At 70.2% G+C, this 14,102-nt stretch carries 13 protein-coding genes; 5 read left to right on the forward strand and 8 right to left on the reverse strand.

The annotated features are described in order from the left end of the window. Positions 1 to 112 precede the first annotated feature (112 nt). On the forward strand, positions 113 to 1,342 hold the full coding sequence (locus tag AC2YG9_RS17020; RefSeq protein WP_487299176.1) for a glycosyltransferase: 1,230 nt from the start codon (positions 113 to 115) through the stop codon (positions 1,340 to 1,342). Here the strand turns inward: AC2YG9_RS17020 and AC2YG9_RS17025 are convergent. Then, complete coding sequence (locus tag AC2YG9_RS17025; RefSeq protein ID WP_487299177.1) at positions 1,339 to 1,818, reverse strand: YcgN family cysteine cluster protein; 480 nt, start codon at positions 1,816 to 1,818, stop codon at positions 1,339 to 1,341. The genes AC2YG9_RS17020 and AC2YG9_RS17025 overlap by 4 nt on opposite strands. A gap of 222 nt (positions 1,819 to 2,040) precedes the next feature. Here AC2YG9_RS17025 and pbpC point away from each other — a divergent pair, with 222 nt between their 5' ends. From pbpC to AC2YG9_RS17040, 3 genes are all read left to right on the forward strand, one after another. Then, a complete protein-coding gene (pbpC, locus tag AC2YG9_RS17030) occupies positions 2,041 to 4,287 on the forward strand; it encodes a multimodular transpeptidase-transglycosylase PbpC (RefSeq protein ID WP_487299178.1) in 2,247 nt (748 codons plus the stop codon). Positions 4,288 to 4,577: 290 nt separating this feature from the next. Further along, complete coding sequence (locus AC2YG9_RS17035; protein ID WP_487299179.1) at positions 4,578 to 5,933, forward strand: hypothetical protein; 1,356 nt, start codon at positions 4,578 to 4,580, stop codon at positions 5,931 to 5,933. A gap of 3 nt (positions 5,934 to 5,936) precedes the next feature. After that, complete coding sequence (locus tag AC2YG9_RS17040; RefSeq protein WP_487299180.1) at positions 5,937 to 6,596, forward strand: energy transducer TonB; 660 nt, start codon at positions 5,937 to 5,939, stop codon at positions 6,594 to 6,596. On the opposite strand, the gene AC2YG9_RS17045 is transcribed toward AC2YG9_RS17040, so the two are convergent. From AC2YG9_RS17045 to AC2YG9_RS17070, 6 genes are all read right to left on the reverse strand, one after another. After that, positions 6,593 to 7,693, reverse strand: a complete 1,101-nt coding sequence (locus tag AC2YG9_RS17045) for a DUF2336 domain-containing protein (RefSeq protein ID WP_487299181.1) — start codon at positions 7,691 to 7,693, stop codon at positions 6,593 to 6,595. The two genes, AC2YG9_RS17040 and AC2YG9_RS17045, sit on opposite strands and share 4 nt — an antisense overlap. Next, positions 7,690 to 8,406: a hypothetical protein gene (locus AC2YG9_RS17050; RefSeq protein WP_487299182.1), complete on the reverse strand. Its 717-nt coding sequence runs from the start codon at positions 8,404 to 8,406 to the stop codon at positions 7,690 to 7,692. Before AC2YG9_RS17050 ends, AC2YG9_RS17045 begins: the two co-directional genes overlap by 4 nt. A gap of 54 nt (positions 8,407 to 8,460) precedes the next feature. Beyond that, on the reverse strand, positions 8,461 to 9,219 hold the full coding sequence (locus AC2YG9_RS17055; protein ID WP_487299268.1) for an ABC transporter permease: 759 nt from the start codon (positions 9,217 to 9,219) through the stop codon (positions 8,461 to 8,463). A gap of 5 nt (positions 9,220 to 9,224) precedes the next feature. Then, a complete protein-coding gene (locus tag AC2YG9_RS17060; protein ID WP_487299183.1) occupies positions 9,225 to 9,956 on the reverse strand; it encodes an ABC transporter ATP-binding protein in 732 nt (243 codons plus the stop codon). Beyond that, positions 9,956 to 10,948, reverse strand: coding sequence for an ABC transporter substrate-binding protein (locus AC2YG9_RS17065; protein WP_487299184.1), 993 nt, complete (start codon positions 10,946 to 10,948; stop codon positions 9,956 to 9,958). Before AC2YG9_RS17065 ends, AC2YG9_RS17060 begins: the two co-directional genes overlap by 1 nt. A 472-nt stretch (positions 10,949 to 11,420) precedes the next feature. Beyond that, positions 11,421 to 13,214 carry an ABC-F family ATP-binding cassette domain-containing protein gene (locus tag AC2YG9_RS17070; RefSeq protein WP_487299185.1) on the reverse strand — a complete coding sequence of 598 codons (1,794 nt, stop codon included), beginning with the start codon at positions 13,212 to 13,214 and terminating at the stop codon, positions 11,421 to 11,423. Positions 13,215 to 13,373: 159 nt separating this feature from the next. Here AC2YG9_RS17070 and AC2YG9_RS17075 point away from each other — a divergent pair, with 159 nt between their 5' ends. Continuing rightward, positions 13,374 to 13,676 (forward strand): hypothetical protein, encoded by a 303-nt coding sequence (locus AC2YG9_RS17075; RefSeq protein WP_487299186.1) that lies wholly within the window; start codon positions 13,374 to 13,376, stop codon positions 13,674 to 13,676. Here the strand turns inward: AC2YG9_RS17075 and AC2YG9_RS17080 are convergent. Then, the gene (locus AC2YG9_RS17080; RefSeq protein ID WP_487299187.1) at positions 13,673 to 14,032 is read right to left on the reverse strand and encodes a hypothetical protein; all 360 of its coding nucleotides are present in this window, start codon (positions 14,030 to 14,032) and stop codon (positions 13,673 to 13,675) included. The two genes, AC2YG9_RS17075 and AC2YG9_RS17080, sit on opposite strands and share 4 nt — an antisense overlap. Positions 14,033 to 14,102 lie beyond the last annotated feature (70 nt).

Genomic DNA, 14,102 nt, shown 5'->3' on the forward strand with positions numbered 1-14,102 from the left:
CCGGGGTTGTTCGCCTGACAGCTATCTGGGGACGAAAGACTTTCGTTCAAGAATTGGCAGGCGACCAAAAATCCGCAGTGTTCGGCGCCCTGATCTTGAGAGGGACAAACGCATGCGGCTGTTGATTTCGACCTTTGGATCACGCGGCGACGTCGAGCCGGTGGCGGCCCTGGCCGCCCAGGTGCGGGCCCAGGGCGGCGAGGCCCTGGTCTGTTGCCCGCCGGACCCGGAATTCGCCGTCCTGGTCGAGCGGGCGGGCGCCGCCCTGGTCCCCGCCTTCACCTCGGTCCGACAGTGGATCGCCGAGGCGATCGCCAACGATCCGCCGATGAGCTTGCCTGAGCGGGCCGCCTGGGTGTTGAACGCCCAGTTCGAGGTGCTGTCGGCCGCCGCCGAGGGCTGTGACGCCATCTTTCACATCGGCCTGTTTCCCTCGACGGTGGCCGCCGCCTGCGCCGCCGAGCTCAGGGGCCTGCCGCAGGTTCACGGCGCCTACTGCCCGGCCTTCGTGCCCTCGGAACACCACCGGCCCCTCGCCTTCCCCGGCCACCCCGCGCCGGAGGGCGTCACCGACAACCGCCGGCTCTGGGACCACAATATCGCGGTGATGAACGCCCTCTTCGGCGAGGCGACGGCCGCCCTGCGTGCGCGCGTCGGCCTGCCGCCGGTCGAGAACCTGCGCGACCATGTGATGGGCGATCAGCCTCTTCTGGCGGCGGACCCGGTGCTGGCGCCCTGGCGGCCGACGGACCTGATCCACCCGGTGCAGACCGGGGCCTGGATCCTGCCCGACGACCGCCCCCTGCCCCCGGCGGTCCAGGCCTTCCTCGCGGCCGGAACGGCGCCGGTCTACCTGGGCTTTGGCAGCATGCCGATGCCGGTCCTGAAGGCCGCGGCGCAGGTCGCCCTGGAGGCGGCCCGGGCCCAGGGCCGCCGGCTGATCCTCTCCGGCGGCTGGGCGGGCCTGGACCTGGAGACAGCCGACGACCTGCTGGTCATCGGTGAGATCAACCAGCAGGCCCTGTTCCCCCGCCTGGCCGCCGTCGTCCACCACGGCGGGGCCGGCACCACCCACACCGCCGCCCGGGCCGGCGCGCCGCAGGTGATCGTCCCGCAGATCGCCGACCAGCCGTATCACGCGGGCCGCGTGGCGGCGCTGGGCGTCGGCGTGGCGCACGACGGCGGCACGATCACCGTGCCGTCGCTGACCGCCGCGCTGGAGGTCGCGCTGCGGCCGGAGACGCGTGAGCGGGCGGCGGCCTTGGCGGCGGAGATGCGGACGGATGGGGCGGCTGTCGCGGCGCGCCTGCTGCTCGAACTCGCCGGGCGAAAGGCGGTCTAGTCGGGGTCGTAGGGCTCGTCGCCGCGGTCGATCATCAGATCCCAGGCCGTGTACTCGAGCGCGTCCTCGGCCTCGACCAGCTCGGTTTCGTTGATCGTCTGGCCCCGGATCGAAACCCCGGCCTTGTGGACGCTCTCCGGATCGCCGGTGATGAGCGGGTGCCACTCGGGCAGAGGCTTGTCCTCATGCAGCCGCCGATAGGCGCAGCTGGCCGGCATCCACGGCAGGGCGTCAATGTTGTGGGGCGTCAGCTTCACGCAGTCGGGCACATGCGCCTTGCGGTTGGCGTAATCGGTGCAGCTGCACAGCTGGCCGTCGAACAGCTTGCAGTGCACGCGGGTGGGGATGACTTCGCCGCTGTCCTCATCCTCGAAGCGAACCAGGCAGCACAGACCGCAGCCGTCGCATAGGCTTTCCCATTCGGCCACCGTCATCTGGCGGAGGCTCTTGTATTCCCAGAAGGGGCGGCTCGACATCCCACAGCCAGTACCTCCGATGCGCCGTCCAGACCAGCGCGTCGAACCGTCTCGCAGAGAGCGTGTCAGGCCGAAGTGTTTGCGGTTCGGCCGCCCGGACACGCTCTCAGGTTTGAGTTGGGACCCAACGGGTCCCGGCACAATCCTTGCGTGATGGACCTTTCCCGCCTCGGAAGGATACAGATGAGGCGACCATCCTTGCGTTCAGACTTCAGGTAGCCCGTGTCCGACGACGAAAACGACAAGTGGAAACTCGAACCCTTCCGGTTCGAGGACTCCCAGGCCGCCGAGGACCCCGAGCCTGAGCCCGAACCTGTTCCGCAGCCGCGCCAGAAGCCGGTGAAGGAAAAGAAGGTCAAGCCGCCGAAGGAGCCCAAGGCGCCCAGGCCGCCCAAGGAGAAGAAACCGAAGCGCGAGCGCATCGTCTCCGACGGCCAGGGCTGGGAGCGGTTCAAGGCGCTGATGGCCCGGCTGAAATGGCTGTGGATCACGCTCGCCGTCCTGTTCGTCATCGGAACGACGGTGGCCATCGGCGGCGGCGTCTACATCTGGCGCAAGTATCTGACCGACGTGCCGCCGCTGCCCGACCGGGCCGCCCTGTTCGCCGTCAACCGGGCGCCGGGGATCAAGTTCCTCGACCGCGAGGGCGCCCTGATCGCCACGCGTGGGCCGCGCTATGGCCAGCGCATCACCCTGGACCAGCTGCCCGAGCACGTGAAGAACGCCTTCCTGGCCGCCGAAGACCGGCGCTTCTACAAGCACGGCGCCCTGGACTTCTACGGCATCAGCCGCGCCGCCTATATCAACTGGCGGGCCGGACACACGGTGCAGGGCGGCTCGACCATCACCCAGCAGCTGGCCAAGGGCCTGTTCCTCACCCCCGACCAGACCATCAAGCGCAAGCTGCACGAGGCGGTCATGGCGCGGCGGCTGTACAAGGTTCTGAGCCGCGACGAGATCCTCGAACTCTATCTCAACCGCATCTATTTCGGGGCCAACACCTTCGGCATCGACGGCGCCTCGATGAGCTATTTCGGCAAGCCGGCCTCGCAGCTGACCATCGCCGAGGCGGCTCTGCTGGCCTCCCTGCCCAAGGCCCCCTCGCGCCTGGCGCTGAACAAGAACATGGCCGCCGCCCTGCTGCGCTCGCACCTGGTGCTCGATCGCATGCGCAAGGAGGGCTGGATCACCGCCGAGCAGGAGCAGGAGGCGATTGATAATCCGCCCAAGCTCCAGGCCAAGGCCCTGCAGGACGAGGGCGACCTCGGCTACGTCCTCGATTACGCCACCACCGAGGCGGTGAAGATCGCCGGGGCCAACGCCCCCGACCTGACGGTCAAGCTGACGATCGACAGCAAGCTGCAGAAGGTCGGCGCCGACACCATCCGCAAGGTGCTGACCACCGACGGCGTCAAGGCCAAGGCCAAGCAGGCGGCCCTGCTGTCGCTGGGCAGCGACGGGGCCATCCGGGCCATGGTCGGCGGCACCGACTTCGACGTCGCCCCCTTCAACCGCGCCGTCCAGGCCAAGCGCCAGCCGGGCTCGACCTTCAAGGCCTTCGTCTATGCCGCGGCCCTGGAAAAGGGCCTGCTGCCCAAGGACGTCCGCGTCGACGGGCCGGTCAAGTTCGGCGACTGGGCCCCGGAAAACTACGGCGGAAGTTATGCCGGGCCGGTCACCCTCGAGGTGGCGCTGGCCAAGTCGATCAACACCGTCGCGGTCAAGATCGGCCAGGAGGTCGGCGGTCCGGCCATCGGCGAGATCAGCCGCCGCTTCGGGATCACCACCGTGCCGTCCCGCCCCGACCTGTCGGTGGCGCTCGGCAGCTATGAGGTGAACCTGCTGGAGCTGACCAGCGCCTTCCAGGTCTTCCAGCAGGCCGGACAGCGGGTGCAGCCCTACATCATCGAAAGCATCGTCACCCAGGACGGCCAGCCGGTGTACAACCGCAGCCAACGGCCCGGGACGCCGGTCTACGACGTCCAGTACGCCTCGATGATGGTCAAGATGCTAAAGGGCGTCGTCGAGCGCGGCACCGGCACGCGCGCCGCCTTCGGCCGCCCGGCGGCGGGCAAGACCGGCACCAGCCAGAACTACCGCGACGCCTGGTTCATCGGCTTCACCCCCGACGTCGTCACCGGCGTCTGGGTCGGCAACGACGACGACACGCCGATGGAACGCGTGGCCGGCGGCGGCATGCCCTCGACCATCTGGCGCCAGTACATGGTCTCCGCGCACGCCGGTCTGCCGGCGCGCGACTTCGACTGGCTGCTGCCCGACGTCGAGCCGGAAACCGAACCCGACCCGCGCAACGGCTTCTACGAGGGCCTCGGCAGCGACTTCAGCCGCGCGGCCAGCGAACTGGAAATCCTCACCAGGGACCCGGACCCGGTCATCGACCCGCCCCCCGGCCAGGCGCCGCCCGGCGCCGCCGCACCGCCGGCGCCGTCGGAGCCTATCCCCTACTAGCCGCCGCATCCCCTCCGTCATCCCGGAAGCCCCGCAGGGGCTATCCGGGACCCAGGGGCGGCGGCGAGCGTGGTTGAGACAGCGAGCCTGCACCCCCTGGGTCCCGGCTCTCCGCGCTGCGCGCTCCGGCCGGGATGACGGGAATGGATTCGGCTAGCAACCTGCAACTTGCGACCGCTCAACAGGAAAATATGGTTAACGAGTTGTAAACACGACTGGATCGGGCTTTGCTCTGAACCGACATGACCCCCACCGGACTGTTCCGGTCCGGGACGGTTTCGGAGTTCCGCATGTTCGAGTTTGGTCGCCAGCTGCGCCGGGCCTTCGAGACCCCGTCCTCCCCGCCTCGCGACGGGATGACCGGCGGCGACGCGGCCCTGCTGGATCTGCTGGACCTGCGTCTGCTCAAGGCCGAGGCCCGCGCCGCCGATGTCGCCGCCGGCCGCATCAGCGCCCGCGACCCGGCCATGCGCCGGCTCGACGCCGCCCTGGTCTGGCGTGAGGTCGCCCGGCGCTCGGGCGACGCGGTCGCCCTGCGCAAGGCCGCCGCCGCGGCCGGCGAAGCGGCTGACAGGTTCGAAGCCTCGCGCCGCCCGGCCGGCGTCGCCCGCGCCCGGGTCGAACAGGCCTTCTGCGCCCTGCTCGGCGCCGAGCTGTTCGGGGACGAAGGCCTGGAGGCCGCCGTTGTCGCCACCCTGACCCCCGTCGCCACCGATCCCGGCCCGGCCGGCGCCCTGGCCCTCTGTGGTCTCGCCGGCGTCGCTGGCCGCCGCGCCCTGGCCAGCGGCGGTCTGGAAGACGCCCTGGCCGCCGCCAACCGCTTCGAGGTCCCGCTGCGCCGCCTCGACGGCGCGGCCAAGGGCAATGTCGCCCTGCGCATGGCCGCCGCCGAGCAGCGCGCCGTCCTGGCCGACATCCTGGCCGGCTGCGGCGCCCGCCTGAAGGACCAGCCGCTGATCGACTGCGCCCTGCGCGAACTGGCCTTTGCGGCAAAAACCCTGGACGCCGACTACGAGCCCCTGCTGACCGCCCGCATCACCGCCCAGGCCGGCGCCGCCCGCGCCGCCCTGGCCGAACTGACCGCCGACACCATCGCCGCCGCCGACGGGGTGCAGCAGCTGACCGACGCCCTGGAGCTGATCCCGCGCGACCACAGCCCGCTCGACTGGACCCGCATACAGGCCCAGCTGGGCCAGGCCCTGCAGACCCTCGGCGAACTGACCGACGCCCCGCGCGCCTTCGACCAGGCCCTGCGCTGCTATGACCGCGCCCTCTTCGGCCTGGGCAAGGAAACCGCCCTGGCCCTGCACGCCGCCGTCGCCGCCGGCCGCGCCAACTGCCTGGGACGCCTGGCCGAGCTGACCGGCGACCTCGCGGTCCTCGACGCCGCCGAGGCGGCCATGCTGACCGACCTGTCGGCCCGCAACCCCGGCCAGGACCCGGTTGCCTGGGCCCTGACCCAGCTGGGTCTGGCCCGCCTCTACGAACTGCGCGTCGAGATTACCGGCCGCGGCGACCATCGACTGGCGAACGCGGCCATGGCATATGACGCGGCCCTCGAGGTCTTCTCCGAACAGGGTCTGCGTTCCCTGTGCGACCTCGCCGCGCAGGGGCTTGAACGCCTCAGGGAACGGTCCGAAGCTTAAGCCATGCTGCTGTCGTTGCTCGCCCTGGTCCTGATCGCTCAGGAGACGCCCCCCGCCACGCCCGAAGCGGAGTTCGGAAAGCCCGAATGGGTGGCCAGGCCGACCGCTAACGACCTCAACGACGCCTATCCCGTCTCGGCCTACGAGACCGGCAAGGGCGGCACGGTGACGATCATCTGCCGCGCCACGGCGCTGGGCGACCTCGACCGCTGCGAGGTCGTCGGCGACAGCAATCCGGACGCCGGCTTCGCCAAACCCAGCCTGAAGCTGACCCGGCTTTACAAGATGAAGGCCATCGGCCCGGATGGGGCCTCGGTCGCCGGCCGGCTGGTGCGCATCCCGGTGGTCTGGACCGCGCCGGGCAAGTTCGCCGCCGACGGCCTGCCCTACGATCTGATCGCGCTGGATCGCCTGAAATGGACCGGTCGGGTTCGCCCGACCAAGGCCATCGGCGAGACCAAGACCCTGCGGCTGGTCTGCCGCATCTCGGTGACCGGCAAGCTGACACCCTGTGCCGAGCCGGGCGCCCGCAAGGCCTATGACGGCCCTGCCAAATGGACGGCGCGCAAGTTCACCGCCGCCCCGCTCGACGTCGACGGCAAGCCGACCAAGGGCAAGCTGGTGGTGCTGGAGTTTCCGGACGTGAAGTCGAAGCTGCCCTAGGCAGCCGCGGCCACGTCACCCGTCCGACGGCGCAGTTGCCAGAAGCGGATGGTGCGCTGGGCGACCTCCAGCGGCAGGTCATTGTACAGCTGACCGTACTGCCGGGCCTTGGCCATGGCGTCGCTGTCGCTATCCAGGATCAAGACCGCGAAGGTCAGGAACAGGCTGGCTTCGAAGCCCGCCGCCTTGCAGATCACCGCCAGGGCGTCCAGCTCGCGCCGCTCGACGATGCGGCGGGCGGTGTGGAAATCGACATTGGCCAGATGGGCCAGGGCGATCAGAAAGCGGGTGGTCTGGCGACCGCGCAGCAGGGCCGCCAGGGTGCGGGGGCCGAGCTCGTCCTTTGCCGCCAGGCGCTGGATGTCGGCCTCGGCCTGGGCGTAGTCGGCCGGCAGGGCGCCGTCCTGGGCGGCCAGGCGCTTGCGGCCGCTTTCCAGAGCACGCTCCAGCTCGGCAGGGTCGATGCTGGCGTTGCGGGCCATGATCTGTTCGCGGATCCGGGCCTCGGCCACGAAGTAGATTTCGTTGAGCAGGTCGACCGGCAGGCTGCGGCGGTTGACCAAGCCTTCCTGCAGACGCGGGCTCGTTTCAGCCTTGTCGATCAGCCGCTCCTGGGCCTCGCGCGACAGGTCGGCGCCCTCGTTGCCGATCAGGACACTGAGGGTTTCCTCGTCGCCGCGCTCGACGATGACGTCGGACAGGGCGGAGGACAGATGCTTGCGTTGCGAGATCGCCTGAAGGTGATCCTGGCCTTGCGAGCGGGCGACGGTGATCAGGTCGCTTTCGCTCAGGGCCGCCGCGCCGGTCAGGACCGGCCGGGCAACCTCGATCTGGTCGCTGGCCAGGCGCCGCAGAACGCCGGCGGGCGCATCGCGACGAACCGACAGTCGGCCGGACAGTTCGGCCCGGACAGCGACTTCCATCTCGCCGGCCAGCTGGCCGATGACCTGGTCGAACAGGGCCATTTCAGCGGGGGCGTGGGCATCGCGCGAGAAGAAGGCGTCGGTCAGGCCGCGCAGCAGGTCGCGGCGTCGCTCGCTGGACCCCTCCTGGGCCAGGTCGACAAGTTGGCGCAGGCGTCCGGCTTCGGCGCTCATTTGCGGGCGCCCTTGGCCTGTTGCTTGTCGAGGTTCTTCTGCTGCTGTTCGCGCTGCTGCTGCGCCTGTTCCTCGTCGAGCTGTTCTTCTTCGGCCGGCGAGCTGGGCGGTTCGACGGCGCCGAGGGTCAGGGGGTCGAGCGCGACCTCGCGGCCGCTGAACTGGGCAGCGGCGGGAGGGGTCGGGATGCGGTCTGGCGTGCCGCCCCACTCACGGATCACCGAATAGGAGCGCGGCGGGCTGTAGCCGTAGCTGGGCGTCCCGGCCAGCGGCGGGGGGGTGGGCGGCGGCGGCAGGGTCGGCTGGGCCGGGGCCGTCTGTGGCCAGGCGGCGGCAAGCGGTGTGGCAGCCGGCGCCTGCGGGGCCGGCGGCGGGCTGGCCACGACGGGCGCCGGCGCGGCGGGCGCCGGGGCGTCGTAAAGGCTGGTCGGCAGCGGCGCCGGCGTGCGTGATGCCATCGCCAGCGGCGGCGCGGGGGCGGCTTGCGGCGGCGGAGCCGGAGCGATCTGGGGCGCGGCGGCGACCGGCTTGCCGGCCCAGCTCAGGGTGCGGCCCCGATAGTCGGTCGGTTCGCGATAGGCCGGGGCGGCGGTGCTGGACACCGGAATGACGACGGCGGCCGGAACGGGGCTGCGGCTGGGCCCATAGCGGTCTTCGGCGGCCAGGGCCGCGCCGGGAAGACCGATCAACAGAAGGACGAGGCCGAGACGCATGGAAAACCGGGGGTTGCTTGCCCCTATTGTGCGGTCTCGCGGCTTAAGGCGTCCCTAACGGCCCCGCCACCAGGCGAGGATCCGGCGCTCGAGAATGTCGACCGCCGCGTAGAGCAGCGCGGCCATGACCGCCAGGGTGAAAAGGGCGGCGAACACCCGGGCGGTCTGCAGCCGGTTGGCCGACTCGATGATCCGCCAGGCCAGGCCCTGGGCCCCGCCCGAACCGGCCACGAACTCGGCGACCACGGCCCCGATGACAGCCAGGGCGGTCGCCACCTTATGCCCCTCGACGAGGGCCGGAATGGCCGAGGGCAGGCGCAGCCGCAACAGGCTCTGCCAACGGTCCGCGCCATAGAGGGCGAACAGCCGCTTGAGGTCGGGATCGGCGGCGCGCAGTCCTGTCGCGGCCCCCGAATAGATGGGGAAGAAGGCGACGATGGTGGCCAGCACGATGATGGCGCGCTCGGGATGATCAAGGCCGGTCCAGATCATCACCAGCGGGGCGATGGCGATGACCGGCGTGACCTGGATGGTGACCGCGACCGGCTGGATGGCCTTCTCGATCAGGGGCGACAGGCCGCCCAGCAGGGCCAGTGTGCAGGCGCAGACGCTGGCCACGGCCAGGGCGGTGAGCGCCATCGACAGGGTGGTCCAGGCGGCGGCGGCCAATGGCCGCCAATCCTCCATCAGGCTGGACCAGACCGCGCTGGGGGCCGGCAGCAGGTAGACGGGCACGGCCAGCGCCCGGCAGGCGATCTCCCAGCCGGCCAGCAGGACGATGACCAGGGCCAGCGGCGCGAGGATGTCGACCAGCCGCTTCACGAGGCGCCCCCATCCAGCAGGCGGCTGATGGTCTCGGCCGCCTGGCGGAAGCCGGCCGTGGTGCGGAAGCCCTCGGGCCGGGGCATGGGGCCTTCGATGGCCAGCTGGCCGGCGATGCGGCCGGGGCCCGGCGTCATCACCACCACCCGGCCGGCCATGTAGACGGCCTCCTCGACATTGTGGGTGACGAACAGGATGGCCGGTTTGAACTCGGCCCAGAGGCTGAGGACGTCGTCGGCCAGCCGCCGGCGGGTAATCTCGTCGAGCGCCGCGAACGGCTCATCAAGCAGCAGCAGGCGCGGCTTCGTCGCCAGCGCCCGGGCCAGCGAGACGCGCATGGCCATGCCCCCCGACAGCTGCGCCGGCCGCGCCGCCTCACTGCCCGTGAGGCCGACGCGCCGCAGCCAGTCGATGGCCAGCGCCCTCGCCTCGCCGCGGGGCGCGCCGGCCAGCTCCAGCGGCAGGGCGACGTTGTCGGTGGCGCTGAGCCAGGGGGCCAGGGTCGGCGCCTGAAAGACCAGCGAGGTCTCACCCCGGCCGGTGGTGCGGGTCACCGTCCCGCGCGTCGGCGGCTCCAGCCCCGCCAGCAGCCGCATCGCCGTCGACTTGCCGCAGCCCGACGGTCCGACCAGGGCGACGACCTCCCCCTCGCCCAGCGACAGATCGACCGGCCCCAGGGCCAGGCCACGGGCGTATTCGACCTCAACGGCTTTGAGGTCGGCGATCATCAGGCCTTCTTCAGGAACTCAAGCGTGTAGGCCTGCTTGAAGTCCATGTCCTTGGGGTAGACCCCCTGTTCGCTGGTGACCTTGAAGAACTCGGCCCAGCGGGCGTCGCTCATGGCGCCGATGCCGCCGGCCTTCGCGTCGCCGCTCTCGACTATGCCGTACTGGTTCATGACATCGCGGGCGTGGGCCAGCAGCTCCGGGGTCATCTCCGGATTGTCCTTGAGGATCAGGGCGTCGGCCGCCGCCGCGTCCCCGGCCAGATAGGCCTTCCAGCCGACGGCGCTGGCCTCGACGAAGGCGCGGACGGCGTCCGGATTGCGCAGGATCAGCTTGTTGGGCGCCAGCACCATGGTGGCGTAGCCGGGGTAGCCCTCGTCGGCCAGCAGGAAGACGGCCGGTTTCATTCCGGCCTCCTTCTCGATGGTGTAGGGCTCGCTCGACAGATAGCCCTGCTGGACGGCCCGCTTGTCGGCCAGGAAAGGCGCGGCGCTGTAGTTGTAGGCCCGGACCTGATCGTCGGTGAACCCGTACTTGGCGCGCAGCCAGACCCAGAAGGCCTCCTTCGAGGCCGCCGACAGCAGGATCGGCCGGCCCTTCATGTCGGCGATGGACTTGATGCCCTGGTCGGGGTGGGCCAGCAGGACCTGCGGGTCCTTCTGCATGAAGGCGGCGACCGCCTTCACCGGCACCTTCTCCTTAACCAGGTTCAGGGCGATGAAGCTGTTGGAGCCCATGCCCAGTTCGATGGCCTCGGCGGCCAGCAGCTGGGGCACGTTGACGCCCGGACCGCCCTGCTTGATCTCGACCGACAGGCCGCGGCGGGCGTACTCGCCGCTGGCCAGGGCGTGGTAGAAGCCCCCGTGCTCGGCCTGGGCCTTCCAGTCGGTGGCGAAGCGGATGCGGGTCTTGCCGGGCGGGGTCTCGGGAGCCTTGGAACAGGCCGCGGCGAGCGCCGCCATGCCACCAGCCAGGACCATTCGACGAGACGTCATGCCACCCTCCCTCAAAGGGGTGAGAAGGTAGGGCGACCGGCGTTCTGCGCCAAGGGGTTGCGGCGATGATAGGGGCCAAAACGAGAAAGAGGGCGAAGCATCCGGTTGCCCGGCGGCCTCGCCCTCTTACCCAGCTCCCCGAAGGGATCTGATGGCCGAGTGGTGATGGTTGGCGTGGGGTCCGGATTGCTCCGGTCTTCAACCAACCGACCCCTGACCGGTCTCCTCGGGTCTCCCCTCGGTCCTAAAGTCTGGAGCCGTTCCGCTCGCCTGGCCTTCCGGTTTCCCGTCTCGCCCGCGCCGCAGTTCCTCTCGACAAGTGGAGGGTGTCACCGCTCCGGGCGGGCCGCAACAGGCCGTTTCGGCGGGGATGTGCGCCGAGGTCGGACGAGTTGGGGACGGCTTGTGGATAAGCGGGAATAGGTCCTTCACGCCCCTTGGCGGGCAAGGCTTCCCGGTTATCCACCGGTTTTCAGCCGCCGAGGCTCTCGCGCTTCTCTTCGAGGGCCAGCCACTCCTCCTCGGCCGCCTCAAGCTTCGAGCGCGCCGTCTCGGCGGCCGTCATCGTGCGGTCGAAGGTCGCCCGATCGCGCGCATAGAGGCCCGCATCGGCCAAGATGGCGTCCAGCTTGGCGATTTCGACGGGCAGGCTGGCGACCAGGCCTTCCAGCTCCTCCAGCCGGCGCTGGTCCTTGTAGGTCAGCTTGGACTTGGCCTTGGGCGGGGCGGCGACCGTGGCGGCCGCCTTCTGCTGGCTGCGCAGCACCTGGACGCCGCTGGTGAAGAAGCCGGGGTTCTGGGCCAGGAAGTCGTTCCACCCGCCCGGGGTCTCGACCACCTCGCCCCGGCCGTTGAGACCGATGGTCGAGCCGGCCAGCCGGTCGATGAAGTCGCGGTCGTGGCTGACCAGGATCAGGGTGCCCTCGTAGGCGACCAGCAGGTCCTCCAGGAGATCGAGCGTCTCCATGTCGAGATCGTTGGTCGGCTCATCGAGGACCAGCAGGTTGGCCGGCGTCGCCAAGGCGCGGGCCAGCAGCAGGCGGGCCCGCTCACCGCCCGACAGGGTCGAGACCGGCTGGCGCAGCTGGTTGTCGCGGAACAGGAAGTCCTTGGCGTAGCCGGCCACATGGCGCGGCGTGGTCCCGACCATCACCTGGTCGCCGCCGCCGGGGGTCAGGGCTTCCCAGAGGGTGGCGCCCACATCCAGATCGGCCCGGGCCTGGTCGATGTAGGCGATCTCGAGATTGGTCCCCAGCTGCACGGCGCCGCTGTCCGGCTCCAGCTGGCCGAGCAGCAGCTTGACCAGGGTGGTCTTGCCGGCGCCGTTGGGGCCGACGATGGCGACGCGGTCGCCGCGCTGGATGCGGGTCGAGAAGCCCTTGACCAGAACCTTGTCGCCGAAGGCCTTCGACAGACCCTTGGCCTCGGCCACCCGCTTGCCCGAGGCCGAACCGACCGCCATTTCCATGTTCAGCGTGCCGCGCGCCTCGCGCAGCACCGTCGACTTCTGCTCGCGCATGGCCATCAGCCGGCGGCGGCGGCCCTCGTTGCGGGCCCGGCGGCCGGTGACGCCGCGCTGCAGCCAGTGCTCTTCCTTGGCCAGAGCGACGTTGAGACGGCGGAACTCATCGGCCTCGGCTTCAAGCTGCTTTTCCGACCACTCGTCGAAGGCGGCGAAGCCCTTGTCCAGACGCCGCACCCGGCGGCTCTCCAGCCAGAAGCAACGGGTGGTGGTGCGCTCCAGGAAGGCGCGGTCGTGGCTGACGATCAGGGCCGCGCCACGGCTGGCCTTGAGCATGCCTTCGAGAGTCTCGATGGCCAGGATGTCGAGGTGGTTGGTCGGCTCGTCGAGCATCAGCACGTCGGGCTCTTCAGCGAAGGCCCGGGCGAGCGCGGCGCGGCGGATCTCGCCGCCCGACAGGCCGGCGGTGCTCTTGGCGGGATCGAGGCCCAGTTCGGTCAGGGTGGACTCCGCCTGGTAGCCTTCCGCGCCGCCCGCCGTGGCGTAGTCGAGCAGGGTCTCGCCGGTGATCCTCGGCTCCTGAGGCACGACGCTGATGCGGGCCCCGGGGCTGACCACGCGCTCGCCGGCATCGGACAGGATTTCGGCCATCAACAGCCGCATCAGGGTCGACTTGCCCGCCCCGTTGCGGCCAACCAGACAGGCCTTCACCCCAGGCTCCAGCGCCAGGTCGACCCCATCGAACAGGGTGGTGGCGCCGTCCACGAGGCGGACGTCTTTGAGGGCGAGGATGGGCGGGCGCATGGGAGGGCTGCCTCGTAGCGGGCGGCGGGCCCAAGGTCGAGGGCCAATGGTCATGCGAATGAAATCGATTCGCCATAACCCTCATTGTGGGTCATGGTGCCGCCGTCGGGCTCGCGCCTGACGCGAAACCTATTTCCACCACGACGGACGGGGTCGGTGATGGCGATAAAGCTGGTTCGGCCCGACGACGAGGCCACGGTAACGGTGCTCGAGCCGCTGACGGCCGAGATCATCGACGCGTTGCGCTATTTCCGCGGCGCCAGTCACCGCAAGCATGTGATCGAGTTCATCGAGGCGGCCCACCGCAAGGCGGGCCAGCGGGTCGACGGCCTGGCCGACGCACTGCTCAACGCCTTCGAACGGCATCTGGGCGAAGGGCGCGACGATCCTCGGCCCTTCCGCCTGCCGCTGGGGCCCACCTCGCATCGCTGGGCCCTGGCCGACAGCGCGATGAAAGCCTAGTCCGGCTTCACCGGGTCGATGCCGCGGCCCTTTTCCGGGATCAGCATCTGGCAATCGAGCAGTTCGCGGGCCGCGTTGTCGTCGCCGGCCTCGAAACGCGCGCGGGCCGCCTTGATCTCGCGGTTCATGTCGGCCTCGACCTTGGGCGCCGTCAGACCGCCCCTGCGCTGGGCCGCATCCATTGTTGCGAAGGCCCAAAACTCCGCATCGCTCATCGCCAGCTTGGCGCCGGCGGCGTTGCTGCGGGTCTCGAGCACGGCCCAGGCCATTGTCAGGCCGGCGCAGCGTAGCGACTTCGGATAGGGCGGCGGCCCCTCCGACGCAGCGAGCATAAGGCTGAAGGCGGTGACGATCATGCGCTGCCCTCCCCGGCGGCTGCCCTATGAACGGGATAGCAGGAGACGGCGTCAATCGGATACCCGACAA

The organism is Caulobacter sp. SRI_014 (assembly GCF_057586315.1).

Bases quoted from the DNA above. Each gene is read 5' to 3' on its own strand.
- AC2YG9_RS17020 (WP_487299176.1), top strand. From the start codon at position 113: ATGCGGCTGTTGATTTCGACCTTTGGATCACGCGGCGACGTCGAGCCG.
- AC2YG9_RS17025 (WP_487299177.1), bottom strand. From the start codon at position 1,818: ATGTCGAGCCGCCCCTTCTGGGAATACAAGAGCCTCCGCCAGATGACG.
- AC2YG9_RS17035 (WP_487299179.1), top strand. From the start codon at position 4,578: ATGTTCGAGTTTGGTCGCCAGCTGCGCCGGGCCTTCGAGACCCCGTCC.
- AC2YG9_RS17040 (WP_487299180.1), top strand. From the start codon at position 5,937: ATGCTGCTGTCGTTGCTCGCCCTGGTCCTGATCGCTCAGGAGACGCCC.
- AC2YG9_RS17045 (WP_487299181.1), bottom strand. From the start codon at position 7,693: ATGAGCGCCGAAGCCGGACGCCTGCGCCAACTTGTCGACCTGGCCCAG.
- AC2YG9_RS17050 (WP_487299182.1), bottom strand. From the start codon at position 8,406: ATGCGTCTCGGCCTCGTCCTTCTGTTGATCGGTCTTCCCGGCGCGGCC.
- AC2YG9_RS17060 (WP_487299183.1), bottom strand. From the start codon at position 9,956: ATGATCGCCGACCTCAAAGCCGTTGAGGTCGAATACGCCCGTGGCCTG.
- AC2YG9_RS17065 (WP_487299184.1), bottom strand. From the start codon at position 10,948: ATGACGTCTCGTCGAATGGTCCTGGCTGGTGGCATGGCGGCGCTCGCC.
- AC2YG9_RS17070 (WP_487299185.1), bottom strand. From the start codon at position 13,214: ATGCGCCCGCCCATCCTCGCCCTCAAAGACGTCCGCCTCGTGGACGGC.
- AC2YG9_RS17075 (WP_487299186.1), top strand. From the start codon at position 13,374: ATGGCGATAAAGCTGGTTCGGCCCGACGACGAGGCCACGGTAACGGTG.
- AC2YG9_RS17080 (WP_487299187.1), bottom strand. From the start codon at position 14,032: ATGATCGTCACCGCCTTCAGCCTTATGCTCGCTGCGTCGGAGGGGCCG.